This is a genomic window from Catellatospora sp. NPDC049133, assembly GCF_040648455.1.
GTDB classification, from domain to species: Bacteria; Actinomycetota; Actinomycetes; order Mycobacteriales; family Micromonosporaceae; genus Catellatospora; species Catellatospora aurea.
Map to the genome: position 1 here is coordinate 79,975 of NZ_JBEZDT010000010.1, position 15,237 is coordinate 95,211.

13 protein-coding genes and 1 pseudogene are annotated in these 15,237 nt (G+C 72.9%); 3 read left to right on the forward strand and 11 right to left on the reverse strand.

The genetic code is table 11. The features are described from left to right. Window positions 1-18 precede the first annotated feature (18 nt). From AB0B35_RS13515 to AB0B35_RS13540, 6 genes are all read right to left on the reverse strand, one after another. Entirely contained in the window at window positions 19-1,296 is a 1,278-nt protein-coding gene (locus AB0B35_RS13515) for a PQQ-binding-like beta-propeller repeat protein (protein ID WP_361044637.1), read from the reverse strand. After that, window positions 1,293-2,582, reverse strand: coding sequence for a hypothetical protein (locus AB0B35_RS13520; protein ID WP_361044639.1), 1,290 nt, complete (start codon window positions 2,580-2,582; stop codon window positions 1,293-1,295). Before AB0B35_RS13520 ends, AB0B35_RS13515 begins: the two co-directional genes overlap by 4 nt. Continuing rightward, on the reverse strand, window positions 2,579-3,877 hold the full coding sequence (locus tag AB0B35_RS13525) for a hypothetical protein (RefSeq protein ID WP_361044641.1): 1,299 nt from the start codon (window positions 3,875-3,877) through the stop codon (window positions 2,579-2,581). Before AB0B35_RS13525 ends, AB0B35_RS13520 begins: the two co-directional genes overlap by 4 nt. Before the next feature lie 100 nt (window positions 3,878-3,977). Beyond that, window positions 3,978-5,915 carry a 1-deoxy-D-xylulose-5-phosphate synthase gene (gene dxs / locus AB0B35_RS13530; RefSeq protein WP_361044644.1) on the reverse strand — a complete coding sequence of 646 codons (1,938 nt, stop codon included), beginning with the start codon at window positions 5,913-5,915 and terminating at the stop codon, window positions 3,978-3,980. 165 nt (window positions 5,916-6,080) lie between these two features. After that, entirely contained in the window at window positions 6,081-7,286 is a 1,206-nt protein-coding gene (locus AB0B35_RS13535) for a TRAM domain-containing protein (protein WP_361044647.1), read from the reverse strand. Further along, window positions 7,286-9,292 (reverse strand): APC family permease, encoded by a 2,007-nt coding sequence (locus AB0B35_RS13540; protein WP_361044649.1) that lies wholly within the window; start codon window positions 9,290-9,292, stop codon window positions 7,286-7,288. The genes AB0B35_RS13535 and AB0B35_RS13540 overlap by 1 nt, the downstream gene beginning before the upstream one ends. Before the next feature lie 162 nt (window positions 9,293-9,454). Between AB0B35_RS13540 and AB0B35_RS13545 the strand changes: the two genes are divergently transcribed. Together AB0B35_RS13545 and AB0B35_RS13550 are read left to right on the forward strand one after the other, a co-directional pair. Next, window positions 9,455-10,117 carry a TrkA family potassium uptake protein gene (locus AB0B35_RS13545; protein WP_361044652.1) on the forward strand — a complete coding sequence of 221 codons (663 nt, stop codon included), beginning with the start codon at window positions 9,455-9,457 and terminating at the stop codon, window positions 10,115-10,117. 11 nt (window positions 10,118-10,128) lie between these two features. After that, complete coding sequence (locus AB0B35_RS13550) at window positions 10,129-10,821, forward strand: TrkA family potassium uptake protein (RefSeq protein WP_120318650.1); 693 nt, start codon at window positions 10,129-10,131, stop codon at window positions 10,819-10,821. A gap of 156 nt (window positions 10,822-10,977) precedes the next feature. Here the strand turns inward: AB0B35_RS13550 and AB0B35_RS13555 are convergent, their stop codons facing one another. The 4 genes and pseudogenes from AB0B35_RS13555 to dut all read right to left on the reverse strand — a co-directional run bounded on the left by AB0B35_RS13555 (window position 10,978) and on the right by dut (window position 13,697). Beyond that, window positions 10,978-11,679 (reverse strand): DUF3159 domain-containing protein, encoded by a 702-nt coding sequence (locus AB0B35_RS13555; RefSeq protein WP_361044654.1) that lies wholly within the window; start codon window positions 11,677-11,679, stop codon window positions 10,978-10,980. A gap of 31 nt (window positions 11,680-11,710) precedes the next feature. Then, the gene (locus tag AB0B35_RS13560) at window positions 11,711-12,100 is read right to left on the reverse strand and encodes an OB-fold nucleic acid binding domain-containing protein (RefSeq protein ID WP_360529899.1); all 390 of its coding nucleotides are present in this window, start codon (window positions 12,098-12,100) and stop codon (window positions 11,711-11,713) included. 412 nt (window positions 12,101-12,512) lie between these two features. Beyond that, window positions 12,513-13,166 (reverse strand): annotated as a pseudogene (locus AB0B35_RS13565) (DUF3710 domain-containing protein); the annotation flags it as partial. A 75-nt stretch (window positions 13,167-13,241) separates the two neighbouring features. Beyond that, a complete protein-coding gene (gene dut, locus AB0B35_RS13570) occupies window positions 13,242-13,697 on the reverse strand; it encodes a dUTP diphosphatase (protein ID WP_361044657.1) in 456 nt (151 codons plus the stop codon). Window positions 13,698-13,877: 180 nt separating this feature from the next. On the opposite strand from dut, the gene AB0B35_RS13575 reads away from it, so the two are divergent. Continuing rightward, a complete protein-coding gene (locus tag AB0B35_RS13575; protein ID WP_361044659.1) occupies window positions 13,878-14,321 on the forward strand; it encodes a DUF3093 domain-containing protein in 444 nt (147 codons plus the stop codon). Here AB0B35_RS13575 and AB0B35_RS13580 read toward each other — a convergent pair. Next, window positions 14,304-15,146 carry a hypothetical protein gene (locus AB0B35_RS13580; protein WP_361044662.1) on the reverse strand — a complete coding sequence of 281 codons (843 nt, stop codon included), beginning with the start codon at window positions 15,144-15,146 and terminating at the stop codon, window positions 14,304-14,306. The genes AB0B35_RS13575 and AB0B35_RS13580 overlap by 18 nt on opposite strands. Window positions 15,147-15,237: the final 91 nt, after the last annotated feature.

Consider the following 15,237-nt stretch of genomic DNA (forward strand, 5'->3'; position numbering starts at 1 on the left):
GCCTCCCGCCGGGCCTGATCAGTCGCGCAGCCGCCAGAGGATCGCCTGGCCGCCGTACCGTGTGCAGAGCAGGGTCCGCTGCTCGAACGCACACCGTTGCACATCACCGGGCAACTGCGCCAGGATCTCGGGCCCGTCCGGGCCGAGCCGGGCCACCTGCAGCACCTTGCCCTTCTCCACCAGCCGCACCAGCACCGTGACCGGCACCTGCTGCCACAGCACCTCCCAGCCCGCGACGTCGGTCGCCCGGCCGGTGCCCAGGTCGATCAGCGTGCGCGGGCGGAGGCCGAGCCCGCCGTCCATGTCGCCCTCGCGGTCGAAGATGAGCAGGTAGGAGCCTCTGGACAGATACGACCCTGTGGTCAGCCGACGCACCACCGTGCCGGTCGCCCTGTCGATCACCTCCAGGCCCGGGGCCGGGTCGGACGTCCGTACGCATCGCAGCAGCGCACCGCAGTCGACACCCCACCCGTCCGGCGCGGGGCTGGGCAGCTCCGCGAGCGTCGTCCCGTCGAACCAGGCCACCCGGTGGCCGGCTTCGGTCGGGTAGCCGACGGCGAGCTCACCACCGGCGGCGAATGCGGAATCGACCGTCGCGGGCAACCGCACCCTGCCGCTGCGCAGCACCCGGCCGTCGCGCCCGGCGTACGCCGTCACCAGCCCGTCTGGGCTCACCGTCCAGGCTGTGCCGCCCTTGTCGTCGAATGCGGCGTTCACCGCGTCCGGCATGGTCCAGAGCCGGGCTCCGGTTCGCAGGTCGTGGACGTGGATCGCGGGAGCGCCGTTCGTCCCGTACACCGAGCCCGTGGTGTACACGGTGTCGCCGGCCGGCACCATCAGCTGGTCGGTCCGCCACAGTTCGGTCCCGGTGGCGAGGTCGAGCGCGACGCTGAACTCCGCTCCGCTCCCGTCCGACTGCGCGATCACGGCGACGTCGGGCACCGCGGGCGAGACCACGATGTTGCTCATCTCGGGCCGGTCCGGCAACTCCACGCTCCAGCGGGGCGCGCCGTCGGCCAGCTCGTACGCGGTGAGCCGGCCCTGCCCGCGCAGCAGCACCGCTCCCCCGGCGAACACCAGGTCGGTGGCCCGCGCGTCGGCCACCGACACCCGAGCCACCTCGACCAGGCCCACCGTCGGCGGGGCCGCACCGCCGAGCGCCAGCGGCAGCACCGCGGCCAGCGCCAGCGCGGCGGCCCGGAGGCGGCGGCCCGTCGCACCGGGTTCGGGCAGTGGTTCGCGCCAGCCGCCGCCCAGGTCGATGACCGCGTCCGTGCCCTGCGACACGGTGTTCATGGCAGCTCCTCCCCGATACGCCAGATGACGACCTCGCCGGACGTCGTGGTGCAGACCGCCGCCCGTGGCACGGTGGCGCACTGCACCAGCCCGTGCGGCTCCCGGCCGAGCGGGCGCAGTCCGTCGGCGGTCAGCTCGGCGACGTGGGTGGCGAACGGATCATGATCCTCGTGCCCGAGGATCCGGGCCACCTGCCCCGTCGTGGACAGGACGCGCCAGCCCGCCACATCCGTGCGCAACCGGCCGCTGCCCGGTTCCAGCCGGCCGCTGACGTCGCTCCCGACTCTGCCGTCCGCGAACACCAGCAGGCCCGCATCGCTGCCGACGTGCGCCGTGTCCGGCAGGGACCGGATCGGCGTGCCGGTGGCGCTGTCGATCAGGAAGGGCGTCGCCCCGTCGGCCGGATAGGCGCAGGAGGTTCCGGCTCCGCAGTCGTACTCGCCGATCCACCGGTGCTGCGCGCCCACGGGGGCCAGCCCGTCCCGGGCGTACCACCGCACCCCGGCGATCTGTTCCAGCCCGTCGGCGTCGAACCGGTATCCGAAAACACCGACCGCGTCACGGCCGGCCAGGACGGCCCGCCGCGTGCCCTCGGGCAGCCCGACCCTCGCCCGGCGGCGTACCTCGCCCGTGGCGAGATCGTGCTCCACCAGTTCCCCGTCCCCGGCCAGTTCCCACAGCGCCGAGCCCCAGGCGTCCACGGCGAACGACCGGGCCGGCACTCGCCAGCGCAACGCGTACGTCGCCGGATCGCGCACCTCGACCGCCGGGCGATCCGGGTCGCCGGAGTACGCGAGCAGCAGGCCGCCGACCGGCTGCAGGTAGGCCTGCGCGCGCCAGCGCACCTGCCCGGTGATCCGGTCCACGGCCACCGCCTCGTTCGAGGCGTACCGCGGCTCCGTCGACTCGCCCTCCGGTGTGGACATTCCCAGCACGAGCAGGCCACCGGCGTCGTGGATGGAGTCCACCACGCGCGGCAGGCTCCAGCGCGGCCGGCCGTCGGCCGCGTCGTACGCCGTGATCGCGTCGTGGGTCTGCACCAGCAGCGTGTCGGTGCCGGCCGGGGCGAGCAGGAACGCCTGCGGCTCGGCCCACCGGGCCAGCTCGGTCAGCCGGGCGGGCGGCCGCGGCCGGTCCGCGGTCACGGTGAGGGCGAGCAGCGCGAGGCAGACCGCGGCGGCGGGCGCGGTCCAGCGGCGTCGCTGCGCCGGTTGACCGGCCGGATCGGCGGCCCAGCCCTCACCAAGGTCGATCACGGCGGCGCCGGACAGACCGGGCCCGGTCACCGCTGCTCCTGCTCGACCCGCAGCACCACGATCTCCCCCGCCATCGTGGCGCAGACCAGGGTCCGCCCGGTCAGCGTGCACTCCCGCAGCAGGTACGGCACCGCCCCGAGGCGCACCGCCTCCCGCTCGGTCAGCTCCGCCAGGTACGTGCGCCGGTTCGGCAGGTCGTAGTAGCCGAGCACGCGTACGAGATCGTCGTTGACCCCGAGCACCCGCCAGCCCTTCAAGCCGGTTCGCAGCTCCCCGGTCCGCGGATCGAGCACCCCGCGCACCGTCGGCACGCTGAACTCGGTCTGGCCGTCCGGTCCGAGGACCAGCGGGCCCAGCGGGCTGCCGGTCGTCTCTCCGGCGGGCAGGGTGCGCAGGACGCCGCCGGTGGCCGGGTCGACCAGGAACACCTGCTCGCCGTCGAAGGTGTGCGCACAGCGCACACCTCGGCCGCAGTCCTGCTCCCAGGCCCACTGGTCGGCTGCGCCGAGCGCGGTGAGGTCGGTCGCGGAGTACCAGAACGTCGTGCTGCGACCCCAGCCGCCGTCGCCGAACCCGGTGAGGCCCACCGCGCCGCGGCCGAGCGTCAGGTTGAGGTACCGGCGCGGCTCGGGCAGCGGCACCCGGGCCGCCCGGCGCACCGCTCCCGTGCGCAGATCGTGCTCCACCAGCTCGCCGGCCGGGGCGATCCGCCACAGCGCCGACCGCCGCGAGTCGACCGTCCAGCTGAGCGCTTCCGGCACGCGCCAGCGCACCCGGCCGGTGCGGGTGTCGCGCACCTCGATGTCCGGCACCACGGCGGCGGGCTCATAGGCGACCATGACGTCGCCGCGCACCTCGACCTGCCGCTCGCTGCTCCAGCGCCGCTGCCCGGTCGCCCGGTCCACGGCCAGGGCCCACTCGGGCTTCTCCGCGGCGGGCTCGTTCATCGCGTCACCGCGGAACAGCACCACCAGGTCGTCGTACGCGACCGCGTGCACGATCGCGGCCTCCTGGACCGACCACAGCTCGTGCCAGCCGCGCGGGTCGTAGGCCACCGCGCGTTGGTTCTCGAAGACCATGACGAGCGCGTCGTCGACCACCCACGTGCTACCCGTCGACGAGGGCAGGAGAGCCAGCGTGGACACCCGCTGCCGGGGGAACGGATCAGCCGCGGTCACCCCGGTCAGCACCGCCGCCACGGCCAGCACCGCCGCCAGCAGGCGCACCCGCCCGGACGCGACCACCGGCCCGGCGGGCTCGTCGGGCTCGTCGGACGGCAGCACCCCGAGGTCGATGACCGCGCCGCCGTCCGGCTCACGCACCACGCCCGCACCACCTCACGCGTCCGTCCTCCGGCTCCGCGTGCTCAGACGCGCCGAAGCCGCCGACGGGTTGTCGTCGGCGGCTTCGGTCACGCGGTACGGGTCAGCCGCGCACCGAGGTCGCGAGCGGGGCCGGGGCGGCGGGCGTCACCGCGGCGGCCCACTTGGTCACCTTCTCGGTGATCTCCGGAACCGTGAGCCCGATCTCGGCGAGGATCTCGGCGCGGGTGCCGTGCTCGATCCACGTCGACGGCACGCCCAGGTCGCGCAGCGGCACGTCCACCTCGTTGTCGCGCAGCAGCTTGGAGACCGCGTCGCCGACACCGCCGGCCCGTACGCCGTCCTCCAGCGTCACCACCAGTTTGTGCTCGCGGGCCAGCGGCACCAGATCCACCGGGGCCGGGCGCACCCAGCGCGGGTCGACCACGGTCACGCCGTAGCCACGCTCGGCGAGCTTCGCGGCGACCTGCACCGACAGGTGCGCGAACGCGCCGACGGACACCAGCAGCACGTCCTTGCGCTCGGCCTCGGCCAGCACGTCGAGGCCGCCCAGGCCGTCCGAGCCGCCGACGCGGCGCAGCGCGGGCAGCGCCGCGGGCACCGAACCGGTCGGGAAGCGCACGATGGTCGGGCCGTCGGAGATGCCGACCGCCTCGCGCAGCTCCTCGCGCAGCGTCTCGGCGTCGCGGGGCGCGGCGATGCGCAGGCCCGGCACCACGCCGAACACCGACATGTCCCAGATGCCGTAGTGGCTCGGGCCGTCGGGCCCGGTGATGCCCGCCCGGTCCAGCACGAATGTGACCGGCAGCCTGTGCAGCGCCACGTCGAGCAGGACCTGGTCGAAGGCCCGGTTGAGGAAGGTCGCGTAGATGGCGACCACGGGGTGCAGGCCGGCCAGCGCCAGACCCGCCGCAGAGGTCGTCGCGTGCTGCTCGGCGATGCCCACGTCGTACGCCCGGTCCGGGTACGCCGCGGCGAGCCGGTCGATGCCGGTGGACTCGGGCATCGCGGCGGTGATGCCGACGACGTCGGGCCGCTCGCCCGCGATCTCGACCAGTTCCTCGGCGAACACCTTGGTCCACTTGAGGCTGGGCGCGGCCAGCAGCTTGCCGGTCTCCGGGTCGAACGCGCTCGGCGCGTGGAAGCGGTCGGCCTCGTCGTTGAGGGCCGGCTGGTAGCCGTAGCCCTTCGCGGTGACCGCGTGCACGATCACCGGGCCGCCGAAGCGGCGGGCGCGGCCCAGCGCCGACTCCAGCGCGGCCTGGTCGTGCCCGTCCACCGGCCCGATGTACTTCAGGCCCAGGTCCTCGAACATCGCCTGCGGGGCGACCGCGTCCTTGATGCCCTTCTTGACCGCGTGCAGGGCGTCGAACAGCGGCTTGCCGACCAGCGGGGTCTTCTCCAGCGCGTCCTTGACCAGGTCCAGGACCTTCTCGTAACCCGGGTTCAGGCGCAGCGTGGCGAGGTGGTCGGCCAGGCCGCCGATGGTCGGGGCGTACGAGCGCCCGTTGTCGTTGACGATGATCACCAGCGGGTTGTCCGTGGCGGCGATGTTGTTCAGCGCCTCCCAGCACATGCCGCCGGTCAGCGCGCCGTCACCGACGACCGCGACCACGTGGCGCTTCTCGCCGCGCAGCGCGTAGCCTTTGGCCATGCCGTCGGCGTAGGAGAGCGCGGTCGAGGCGTGGCAGTTCTCGACCAGGTCGTGCTCGCTCTCGGCCTGGTTCGGGTAGCCGGTGAGGCCGCCGCGCTGGCGCAGCTGGTCGAAGCCGTCCATCCGGCCGGTGACCATCTTGTGCACGTACGCCTGGTGGCCGGTGTCGAAGACGAAGCGGTCGGCCGGGGAGTCGAAGACCCGGTGCATGGCCAGGGTGAGTTCCACCACACCGAGGTTCGGCCCGATGTGCCCGCCGGTGCGCGCGACCTTGGCGATCAGGAAGTCGCGGATCTCGGCCGCCAGGCCGGTCAGCTGCTCCGGGGACAGCGTCTTGAGGTCCTGCGGCCCTTTGACCGAGCTCAGCAGGGTCACACCCTCGTTCATGACTTCTCCTCGCTGCCGTACCGCACAGCACTCCGGTGGGGGTGCCTCACGTTCCGCTTACCCATGCCGGGGAAGTCTATCGGCAGCACGCACGGCCGCTCACCGGCTCGCCACCCCTTCACGAGACCTTCACTCACTCCTGGCCGCCGCCTGGGCGACACCATGTCACTCCCCCGGGTTCAGCAGCGCGACACATTCCACGTGGTGCGTCTGCGGGAAGCAGTCGTAGGCCCGCAGGGCCGTCAACTTCCAGCCTTGCTCGCGGAAGGTGCGCACGTCACGGCCCAGAGCGGCCGGGTCGCAGGCGACGTAGGCCACCGCTCGCGGTCCTGCCGCGGTGATCGCCTTGACCACGGCGGCACCGGCTCCGGTGCGCGGCGGGTCCAGCACCACCACGTCGGGGTGCGGCAGCCGTTCCTTGGGCCGCCGGTCGCGGTGCAGGGCCCGCTCCACGGTCGCCTCGACGACGCGTACCGGCAGCGCGGACAGGTTGCCCCGGGCCGCCGCGACGCCGTCCCGTGCCGACTCGACCAGGGTCACCGCGCCGGTCACCCCGACCCGGTCGGCCAGGGCGGCGGCGAACAGGCCGGCGCCCCCGTACAGGTCCCAGGCGTGCTCGCCGGGGCGCGGGTCCAGCAGCTCCAGCACCGCCTCCACCAGCGTGTCCGCCGCAGCCGGGTGCACCTGCCAGAAGCCGCCCGCGGAGATCGTGAAGTCGTGCCCGGCGGCCCGCTCCACGATCCGCTGCGGCGGGTCCTGGACCAGCTGCGCGGGGGCGCTCGACGGCTTGACCACGTCGATCAGGTCGGCGTCCGGCCAGCGCCGCTCCAGCACGTCGAGCGCCTGGATCTCCGGGTGCGCGATCCGGCAGCGGCCGATCGCCACCACCTCGTTGGAGCGGTGCTTGAGCAGGCCCGGCCGACCCAGCGCGTCCGCCCGGTAGCGGACCCTGGTGCGCCAGCCCTCGTCCCCGCCGGGCAGCTCGGCGACCGTCACACCGAGCGCGTCCACCTCGGCCGCACCCAGTTTCCCGAGCCGGACGAGCTGCTCGCGCACCACGGCCGCCTTCCACTCCCGCTGCGCCGGGGACGCGACATGCTGCAGGTCGCAGCCTCCGCAGCCGTTCGCATGGGCGTACGGGCAGCGCGGGGTGATCCGGTCCGGGGACGCCTGCAACACCTCGACGCAGTCGCCGCGCAGGTAGGCCTTGTGCAGCTCGGTGATCTCCACGACCACCCGCTCACCGGGCAGCGCGTGCCGCACGAAGATCACCTGACCCTCGTGCCGGGCCACGCAGTGCCCGCCGTGCGCGATCGGCCCGACCGTCACCTCGACCTTGTCGCCCTCGTAGAGCTCGGTCACGGCGGCCATCAGACGTCCTCACCGGCGCGCGGGCCGCGCGCCGGGGTGCGCACCAGGTCGCGGTCCAGCCGGTCCAGGTCGGTGCTGTTGGTGGAGGCCAGCTGCCAGGGCACGCTGGTGACCATCACGCCCGGCTCGTACAGCAACCGGCCCTTGATGCGCAGCGCGGACTGGTTGTGCAGGAGGTGCTCCCACCACCGGCCCACCACGTACTCGGGGATGTAGACGGTCACCACGTCGCGCGGTGAGGCCCGGCGCAGCGACTTCACGTAGTCGATGATGGGCCGGCTGATCTCCCGGTAGGGCGAGTCGACCACGGTCAGCGGGGTGTTGATGCCCCGGCGCTCCCACTCGGCCTGGATGGCCCGGGTGTCCGCGACGTCCACGTTGACGGTCAGCGCGGTCAGCGTGTCCGGCCGGGTCGCCTTCGCGTACGCCAGCGCCCGCATGGTCGGCAGGTGCAGCTTGCTGACCAGCACGATGGCGTGGTTGCGGGCCGGCAGCACCGGCCGCTCCTCCGACGGCACCAGCTCGCGGGCCACCGTGTCGTAGTGCTTGCGGATACCCACCATGATCGCGTAGATCACCGCCATCGCCGCAATCGAGATCCACGCCCCGTGGGTGAACTTCGTCGCCAGCACGAGGATCAGCACGAAGCCGGTCAGCACCGCGCCGAAGCCGTTGATCGCCCGAGCCCGCTGCATCCGGCGGCGGGCCGACACGTCCCGCTCGGTGCGCAGCAGCCGGTTCCAGTGCCGCAGCATGCCGATCTGCGACAGCGTGAACGACACGAACACCCCGACGATGTACAGCTGGATCAGCCGGGTGGTCTCCGCCTGGAACGCGATGACCAGCACCGCCGCGAAGAAGGCCAGCAGCAGGATGCCGTTGGAGAAGGCCAGCCGGTCGCCGCGGGTGTGCAGCTGGCGCGGCAGGTAGCGGTCCTGCGCCAGGATCGAGCCCAGCACCGGGAAGCCGTTGAACGCGGTGTTGGCGGCCAGCACCAGGATGAGCGCGGTCATCGCGATCACCAGGTAGAACCCCGGCGGGAAGTGGTCGAAGATGGTCTCGGCGAGCTGCGCGGTGACGGTCGGCTGCTCGTAGTTCGGGGCGGCCCCCACGATCTGCTCGGCCGGGCTCTCCACGTACTGCAGGCCGGTCTTGAGGCTCAGCGCCACGATCGAGACCAGCATGATGATCGACAGCAGGCCGAGCATCAGCAGCGTGGTGGCGGCGTTCTTGCTCTTGGGCGGCTTGAAGGCGGGCACGCCGTTGGAGATTGCCTCGACACCGGTCAGCGCCGCACATCCCGAGGAGAAGGCCCGCACCAGCAGGAAAGCGAAGGCGAAGCTCGTGCCGACCTGCAGGCCGTGCTCGGGCAGGATGGTCAGCTCCGCGCTCGGGGCCTTCAGGTCCTCGCCCAGCACGAAGATCCGGATGATGCCCCAGCCGATCAGGCCGAGCATGGCGAGCATGAACAGGTAGGTCGGGATCGCGAACATGAAGCCCGACTCGCGCAGGCCGCGCAGGTTCAGCGCGGCCAGCAACGCGATCAGCAGCACCGCGGTGATCACCTCGTGCTGGCGGATCAGCGGGATCGCGGACCCGAGGTTCTCCACGCCTGACGAGATCGACACCGCCACCGTGAGCACGTAGTCCACCAGCAGCGCGCTGGCCACGGCCAGACCCGACTTGGACCCCAGATTGACCGTGGCGACCTCGTAGTCGCCGCCGCCGGACGGGTACGCGTGCACGTTCTGCCGGTAGCTCGCGACGACGGTCAGCATCACCACCACGACCGCCAATGCCACCCAGGGGGAGTACGCGTAGGCGGCCGCGCCCGCGATCGACAGGGTCAGCAGGATCTCACCCGGCGCGTAGGCGACGCTGGACAGCGCGTCCGAAGCGAAGATCGGCAGAGCGAGGCGCTTGGGCAGCAGGGTGTGCTGCAGTCGGTCGGAACGGAACGGCCTGCCTAGCAGGAGACGCTTCAGCAGGGAGGTAGGGCTCGCCACATGTGGGAGCCTACGACGCCCGGGCGCGAAGGCACGTGGCACTCTGATGTCGCGCGCCGTACGCGCGCATGGCAGGCTGGGCGAAGGTGGCAGTCCGGAGCGGCACCGCGCCGGGTCGAGCCGCTGCCGCGGGGGCCAGGACGCCGGTCGGGAGGGCGTGACGTGCACGTTGTGATCATGGGGTGCGGCCGGGTCGGCTCGACGCTCGCGCACAGCCTGGAGGCGCGCGGGCACTCCGTCTCGATCATCGATCAGGACGCCGACGCGTTCCGCCGGCTCTCCCCCGATTTCGCGGGCACCACGGTCACCGGCGTCGGCTTCGACCGCGAGGTCCTCATCCAGGCCGGCATCGAACGGGCCGACGCCTTCGCTGCGGTCTCCAGCGGCGACAACTCCAACATCATCTCCGCCCGGCTGGCGCGCGAGACGTTCGGCGTGCAGCGCGTCGTGGCCCGCATCTACGACCAGCGCCGCGCCGAGGTGTACGAGCGGCTGGGCATCCCCACCGTCGCGACCGTGCGCTGGACCGCCGACCGCATCGTGCGGCACCTGGTGCCCGAGGGCGCCTCCGAGCTGTACCGCGACCCCACCAGCACCGTCGCCATCATCGAGACCCCGGTGAACCCGGCTTGGATCGGCCACCCGCTGCACGCGCTGGAGGAGGCGACCGGCACCCGCACCGCCTTCCTGATGCGCTTCGGCCTCGGCACGCTGACCACTGCGTCGACCGTGCTGCAGGATGGCGACCAGGTGTTCATGCTGGTCACGGACGACATCGCGGAAACCGTCACCAAGATCGCCGCCGCGCCGCCGGCCGCGGCCTAGGAGGAGTCACCATGCGGGTCGCCATCGCCGGGGCGGGCAACGTCGGGCGCTCCATCGCCCAGGAGCTCATCGAGAACGGCCACCAGGTCATGCTGCTGGAGCGCCAGCCGCGCATGCTGCGCCCCGAGCGGGTGCCCGCCGCGGACTGGGTGCTCGCCGACGCCTGCGAATTGTCCAGCCTCCAGGAGATCAACCTCGCCGCCTGCGACGTGGTCGTCGCCGCCACCGGCGACGACAAAGTCAACCTGGTGGTGTCGCTGCTGGCCAAGACCGAGTTCGCGGTGCCGCGGGTGGTCGCCCGGGTCAACCGGGCCGAGAACGAGTGGCTGTTCACCGAGCAGTGGGGCGTGGACGTCTCCGTCTCCAAGCCACGCGTCATGGCGGCCCTGGTCGAGGAGGCGGTGACGGTCGGCGACCTGGTCCGGCTGATGACCTTCCGGCACGGCGAGGCCAACCTGGTGGAGATCACCCTGCCCGAGGACGCCCCGCACGTCGGCCTGCCGATCCGCTCCATCCCGCTGCCGCCGGACAGCGCCCTCGTCGCCATCGTGCGCGGCCGCCGCGTGCTCACGCCGACCCCCGACGACCCGGTCGAGGCCGGCGACGAGCTGGTCTTCGTCTGCACGGTCGAGGTCGAGGAGCAGGTCCGCTCGGTCATGCTCGGCGCCGACAGCGTCGAGAAGACCCGCTCCCGCCGGCGCTGACCCACTCTCGGCCGCCGGTCTGGCAAGATCGCCGTTTCCGGTCGAGACGGCGTCTGACCGCAGATCTTGACCGGAACCAGCGCTTCCCGCGCACCGGAACGACAGCGCCGCACCGACCCGGAGGCCGGTGCGGCGCACTCGCCAAGCGGAGGGCGATCAGGCAGGCTGGGGCGCGTCCCGGCGGACGCGGCGGACGACGCCGAAGCTGATCACCACGAGCAGGGCGAACAGCGGCGTGCCCATCACGATGCGAGCGATGCCGAGGGCGGTGCCCTGCTCGGTCATCCACAGCCCGCCCTGGACGGCGACCTTGATCGCGAACACCACCGCCCACAGCGCGGTCAGCTGGGAGAAGACGCGTACCAGCCGGTTGTCCTCGCGCCAGTCGTTGCGCCCGCCGTTGGCGATCACCGACCAGAACCAGCCCACCATCGGGTGGCGCAGCGCGATCGAGCCCAGCAGGATCACGATCTGGCCCATGGTGATCCAGATGCCCGGCAGGTAGAAGTCGACCTCCTTGCCGGAGTCCCAGGCCATCCAGGCCCCCAGCCCGATGCCGAACAGTCCGTTCAGCGCGAAGCGCACAGGCCGCTTCTGGATCAGCCGCACCACCGCCACGCCGATCGCCACCGCCGCGGACGCGCCGATGGCGAATTGCAGCGCGGTGCGCGACTCCTCCGCCGGGAACCAGAAGCCCAGCACGATGTTGGTCAGCACGAACACGATGACCGGGATGGCCGCCTCGGTCATCCCGCGCCAGCCGCCCAGCTGCTGCGCCACCTGCTCGGCGAACGGCGGGAGCTGCTCGGGATCCTCCTCTGTCAGGGTCCGATTACGGTCAGTGACAGGCTCGTTCATGACTGCTCCTCGCTGCGTGCGGATCGCTCGCTCACGCGGCCGCTTCCAGCTCGTAGTAAGGGTTGTAGATGACCTTGCGCCCGTCGCGTACGGCGACGCGGCCGCGCACGTGCAGCCCGCGCCCCGGCTCGATGCCGTTGATGTGCCGGCGGCCCAGGAACACCAGGGTGATCAGGTCCGTGCCGTCATAGAGGTCGGCTTCCAGGGTGGGCAGGTTGGTGCGCGGCGTGTAGACGACCGTGCGCAGCCGACCGCTGACGTTGACGAGATCGCCGCGGTGCACGGTGTCCGCGCAGACGCAGCCCGCGAGTTCGGTGTCCCGGCGCAGCTCCTCCGACTCGAGTTCGGAGTCGGTGGCGGTGAGCCGGTGGAGCATGCCACGCAGCCCCTTGTGCCGTGATCGAGCGTCGTCGGTCGACATGACCTGCTTCATCCTTCCCCACCGGGGCGAGGTCCCCGAGCGGCGCGTAACAGCCAGCCTACTGCGGGGCGACCCGGGTGGGGACACCCCGGCCCGAACATGGGACGGCCCCGGCGCGCCGCTGCGACGGCGGCGCTTCCGGGGCCGACCTGGGTCAGTCGCGACGCGGGCGGGGGGACGGCTTGCGCCGCGGCGCGTCACCCGGGGCGGGGGCCGCGCCGCCACTGCCGCCCGCCGGTGCGATCGAGCCGAACGGCGTCGGCGCGGGCGTCGGCGGCACCCGGCCGGGCACCAGCCGGCTGCCGGAACCGCCGTACGGGTCGCCGCCGTAGGCTCCCTCGCCGTACTGCGGCGGGCGGGACTGCTCGACGGGCGGCTCGGGCTCGGCCTGTGCGGCCTGCCGGGCGGCGGCCTCCTCGGCCATGTTCGGCGGCAGGCGCAGCGGCAGCGCCTCCCGGACCGGGCGGGCGGTGTCGTCGCGGCGGACCGCCAGGCCGGTCAGCACCAGCGTGAGCGGACCGGCCTCGGTGACGTCGATCGCCGCCGGGCCCTGGAACACGGCGCGGACCATCCAGCGCGGGCCGTCGACCCCGATGAAGCGCAGGTCGTTGAAGCCCTCGGGGGTGCGGATGCGGGCGCGCAGCTCGATGCCCCAGCGCCCGTTCACCTCCTCGGCGCCGACCCCGTCGGCGAACAGGGACTTGCGGATCTCCTCGCGCACCTCGTCCCAGATGCCCTCGGTGCGCGGCGCCGCGAAGACGCCGAGCTGGAGCGCGTTGGGGCCGTGCACGAGCGCGATCTGCTGGATCAGGCCCTGCTCGCCGGCCTGCACCCGGATCTCGACCCCGTCGACCGCGGGCAGCAGCAGGCTGCCCAGGTCCAGGCGGGGCGCGTCGGGCGCGTCCGAGAGGTCGTACGGGCCGTCGTCGCCGAAGATCGAGGACTCGGCAGGGAAGTGGGAGCCGTTCGTGCCGTTGGCGGTCTGGGCGTCGCGGGCGTCAACCTCGTCGTCGGGCTGCCAGTCCTCGCCGAGCAGCGCGGCGCGCCGAGCGGCGCGGGCGTCCACGAACTTCGGCTCCTCGGCCTTGGCGTGCCGACCACCGCTGGCCGCACGTCGTCGCGAGAAGATCACTGTTCCTCCTCATTTCCCCGTCGAGCCGTGACCACCGGTGCCCCGTACGGACTCCGGCAGTTCGGCGACGTCGTGGAAGTGTGCCCGCTCCACCCGCTGCACGACAAGTTGCGCGATGCGGTCGCCGCGAGAGATCTTGGCGGTGTTCGCCCGGTCGTGGTTGATCAGCTGAACCAGGATCTCGCCCCGGTAGCCCGCGTCGACGGTGCCGGGAGCGTTGAGCACGGTCACCCCCATTTTCGCCGCCAGACCGGACCGGGGGTGGACCAATCCGACGAACCCGTCCGGCAGGGCGATGGCCAGGCCCGTGGGCACCAGCCGGCGCTCGCCCGGGGCGAGCACGACTTCCTCGGCGGCGTACAGGTCAGCGCCCGCGTCGCCCGGATGGGCGTACGACGGCGGCGGCAGGTCCGGGTCGAGCCGGCGGATCGGCACCACGACGGGTGGGGTCGCAGGGGGATACAACGGTCAAACCTCCGGGGGAAGTGACTGACGCGCGCCCGCGACGGGGAGCTGCGTCTCCTTGCCTCTATCCTGCCGCGCCCGGTGGACCCGGCGGGCCCTACCCTCGATGCTGTGACACATCCTGGCAGCGGCACGGCATCCTCAGGCACAACGGCGACAGGGGGCAGCGCGGCACGGCTTGTGTCCGGTCACACCGAGCGCCTGTCCGTCCCGTGGTGGCTGTGGCTGCCGTCTTTGCTGGTCGGAGCGGTGTTGGCCGCTCAGGTCGGGTTGGGCGCCGCCGGACCGCGCGGCTGGGTGGCGTACCCGGTGGTGCTGACCCTGGTCGCCGTCGGCCTGTGGCGGCTGGGCCGGATCCGGATCAGCGTGACGCAGGACGAGTTCCTGGTGGACGACGCCCGGCTGCCGCTGCGCCACGTGGCGCAGGCGATCCCGCTGGACGCCGCCACCAAGCGCGAGCTGCTCGGGCCGAGCGCCGACCCGATGGCCTTCGTGATCCAGCGGCCCTGGGTCCCGGGCGCCGTGCAGGTGGTGCTCGACGACCCCGACGACGTCACGCCGTACTGGGTGATCAGCAGCCGCCGGCCCGAGGACCTGGCCCGCGCGCTACGCCGCGTCGGCTGACCCGGGCGGCAGCGCCGGACCGCGCCGCTGCCTGCGCAGATCGTTGCGGATGTCGTCGCCGAGCCGGCGAGTGGCCTTGCGGTTGAGGTAGCTGGCGATGGCCGCGCCGGTCAGCAGCGGCCCGAGCGTGGTCAGGTTGCGCCCGAACCGCTTGAGGATCATGTCGCGCAGCTGCTTGCGGGTGGCCGTGCCGAGCACCGTGGCCGCGGCCGCGCCGGGCAGCATCGGGCTGATGCCCCGGTGGCTGGCCCAGCCCTGCATGAGGCTGACCGCCCGCTGGGTCGGCGTGCCCACCACCGGCTGGCCGTACACCTCGTGCAGCTCGCCGATGAGCTTGAGCTCGATGCCGACCACGCCGACCGTCTCGGTCGCCAGCAGGACCGGCGTGGACAGCAGGGTGGGCGGCACCGCCCACTCGATGGAGGCCATGCCGCCGCCGACCGCGCCGACACCCGCCGCGGCGCGGGCCGCGTTGCGGATCAGGCGCTCGGCGAGCGCCTCGTCGTCGAGCCCCGGGTAGTGCCGCCGCAGCGTCTCCAGGTTCCGCACCGGCACGTGCGGGGCCAGGTCGGAGACCGCCTCGGTGATCCAGTTGATCGCCTTGCGCGGCATGAACACTTCTTTGACGCCGCGCTCGCGCAGGCCCACCAGCATCCGCCCGAGCAGCTTGCGCCGCCCCGCCTTGTCCAGGTCCTCGTCGGCGAGCCCCGCCACGGCCAGGGCCAGTTCGTCGGGCTTGCCCGCGGCGGCGCCGGGTGCGGCAGTGCCCGACACGCCTGTCGATGACTCAGCGTCGCCGGGCACCTGGTCGGGGCTCGTGGTCATGGCTGGCTCCTGTCGGCTGAGACGGCATCCGGTCCACGACGGTCGTCGGGCCCGCTGCGGACCCGGACCGTGTGCGGCACGCCGCGTCCGT

Excerpts from the sequence above, each read along its gene's own strand:
- AB0B35_RS13560 (WP_360529899.1), bottom strand. The coding sequence starts at position 12,100 with ATGTCGACCGACGACGCTCGATCACGGCACAAGGGGCTGCGTGGCATG.
- AB0B35_RS13580 (WP_361044662.1), bottom strand. The coding sequence starts at position 15,146 with ATGACCACGAGCCCCGACCAGGTGCCCGGCGACGCTGAGTCATCGACA.
- AB0B35_RS13550 (WP_120318650.1), top strand. The coding sequence starts at position 10,129 with ATGCGGGTCGCCATCGCCGGGGCGGGCAACGTCGGGCGCTCCATCGCC.
- dxs (WP_361044644.1), bottom strand. The coding sequence starts at position 5,915 with ATGAACGAGGGTGTGACCCTGCTGAGCTCGGTCAAAGGGCCGCAGGAC.
- AB0B35_RS13555 (WP_361044654.1), bottom strand. The coding sequence starts at position 11,679 with ATGAACGAGCCTGTCACTGACCGTAATCGGACCCTGACAGAGGAGGAT.
- AB0B35_RS13515 (WP_361044637.1), bottom strand. The coding sequence starts at position 1,296 with ATGAACACCGTGTCGCAGGGCACGGACGCGGTCATCGACCTGGGCGGC.
- AB0B35_RS13535 (WP_361044647.1), bottom strand. The coding sequence starts at position 7,286 with ATGGCCGCCGTGACCGAGCTCTACGAGGGCGACAAGGTCGAGGTGACG.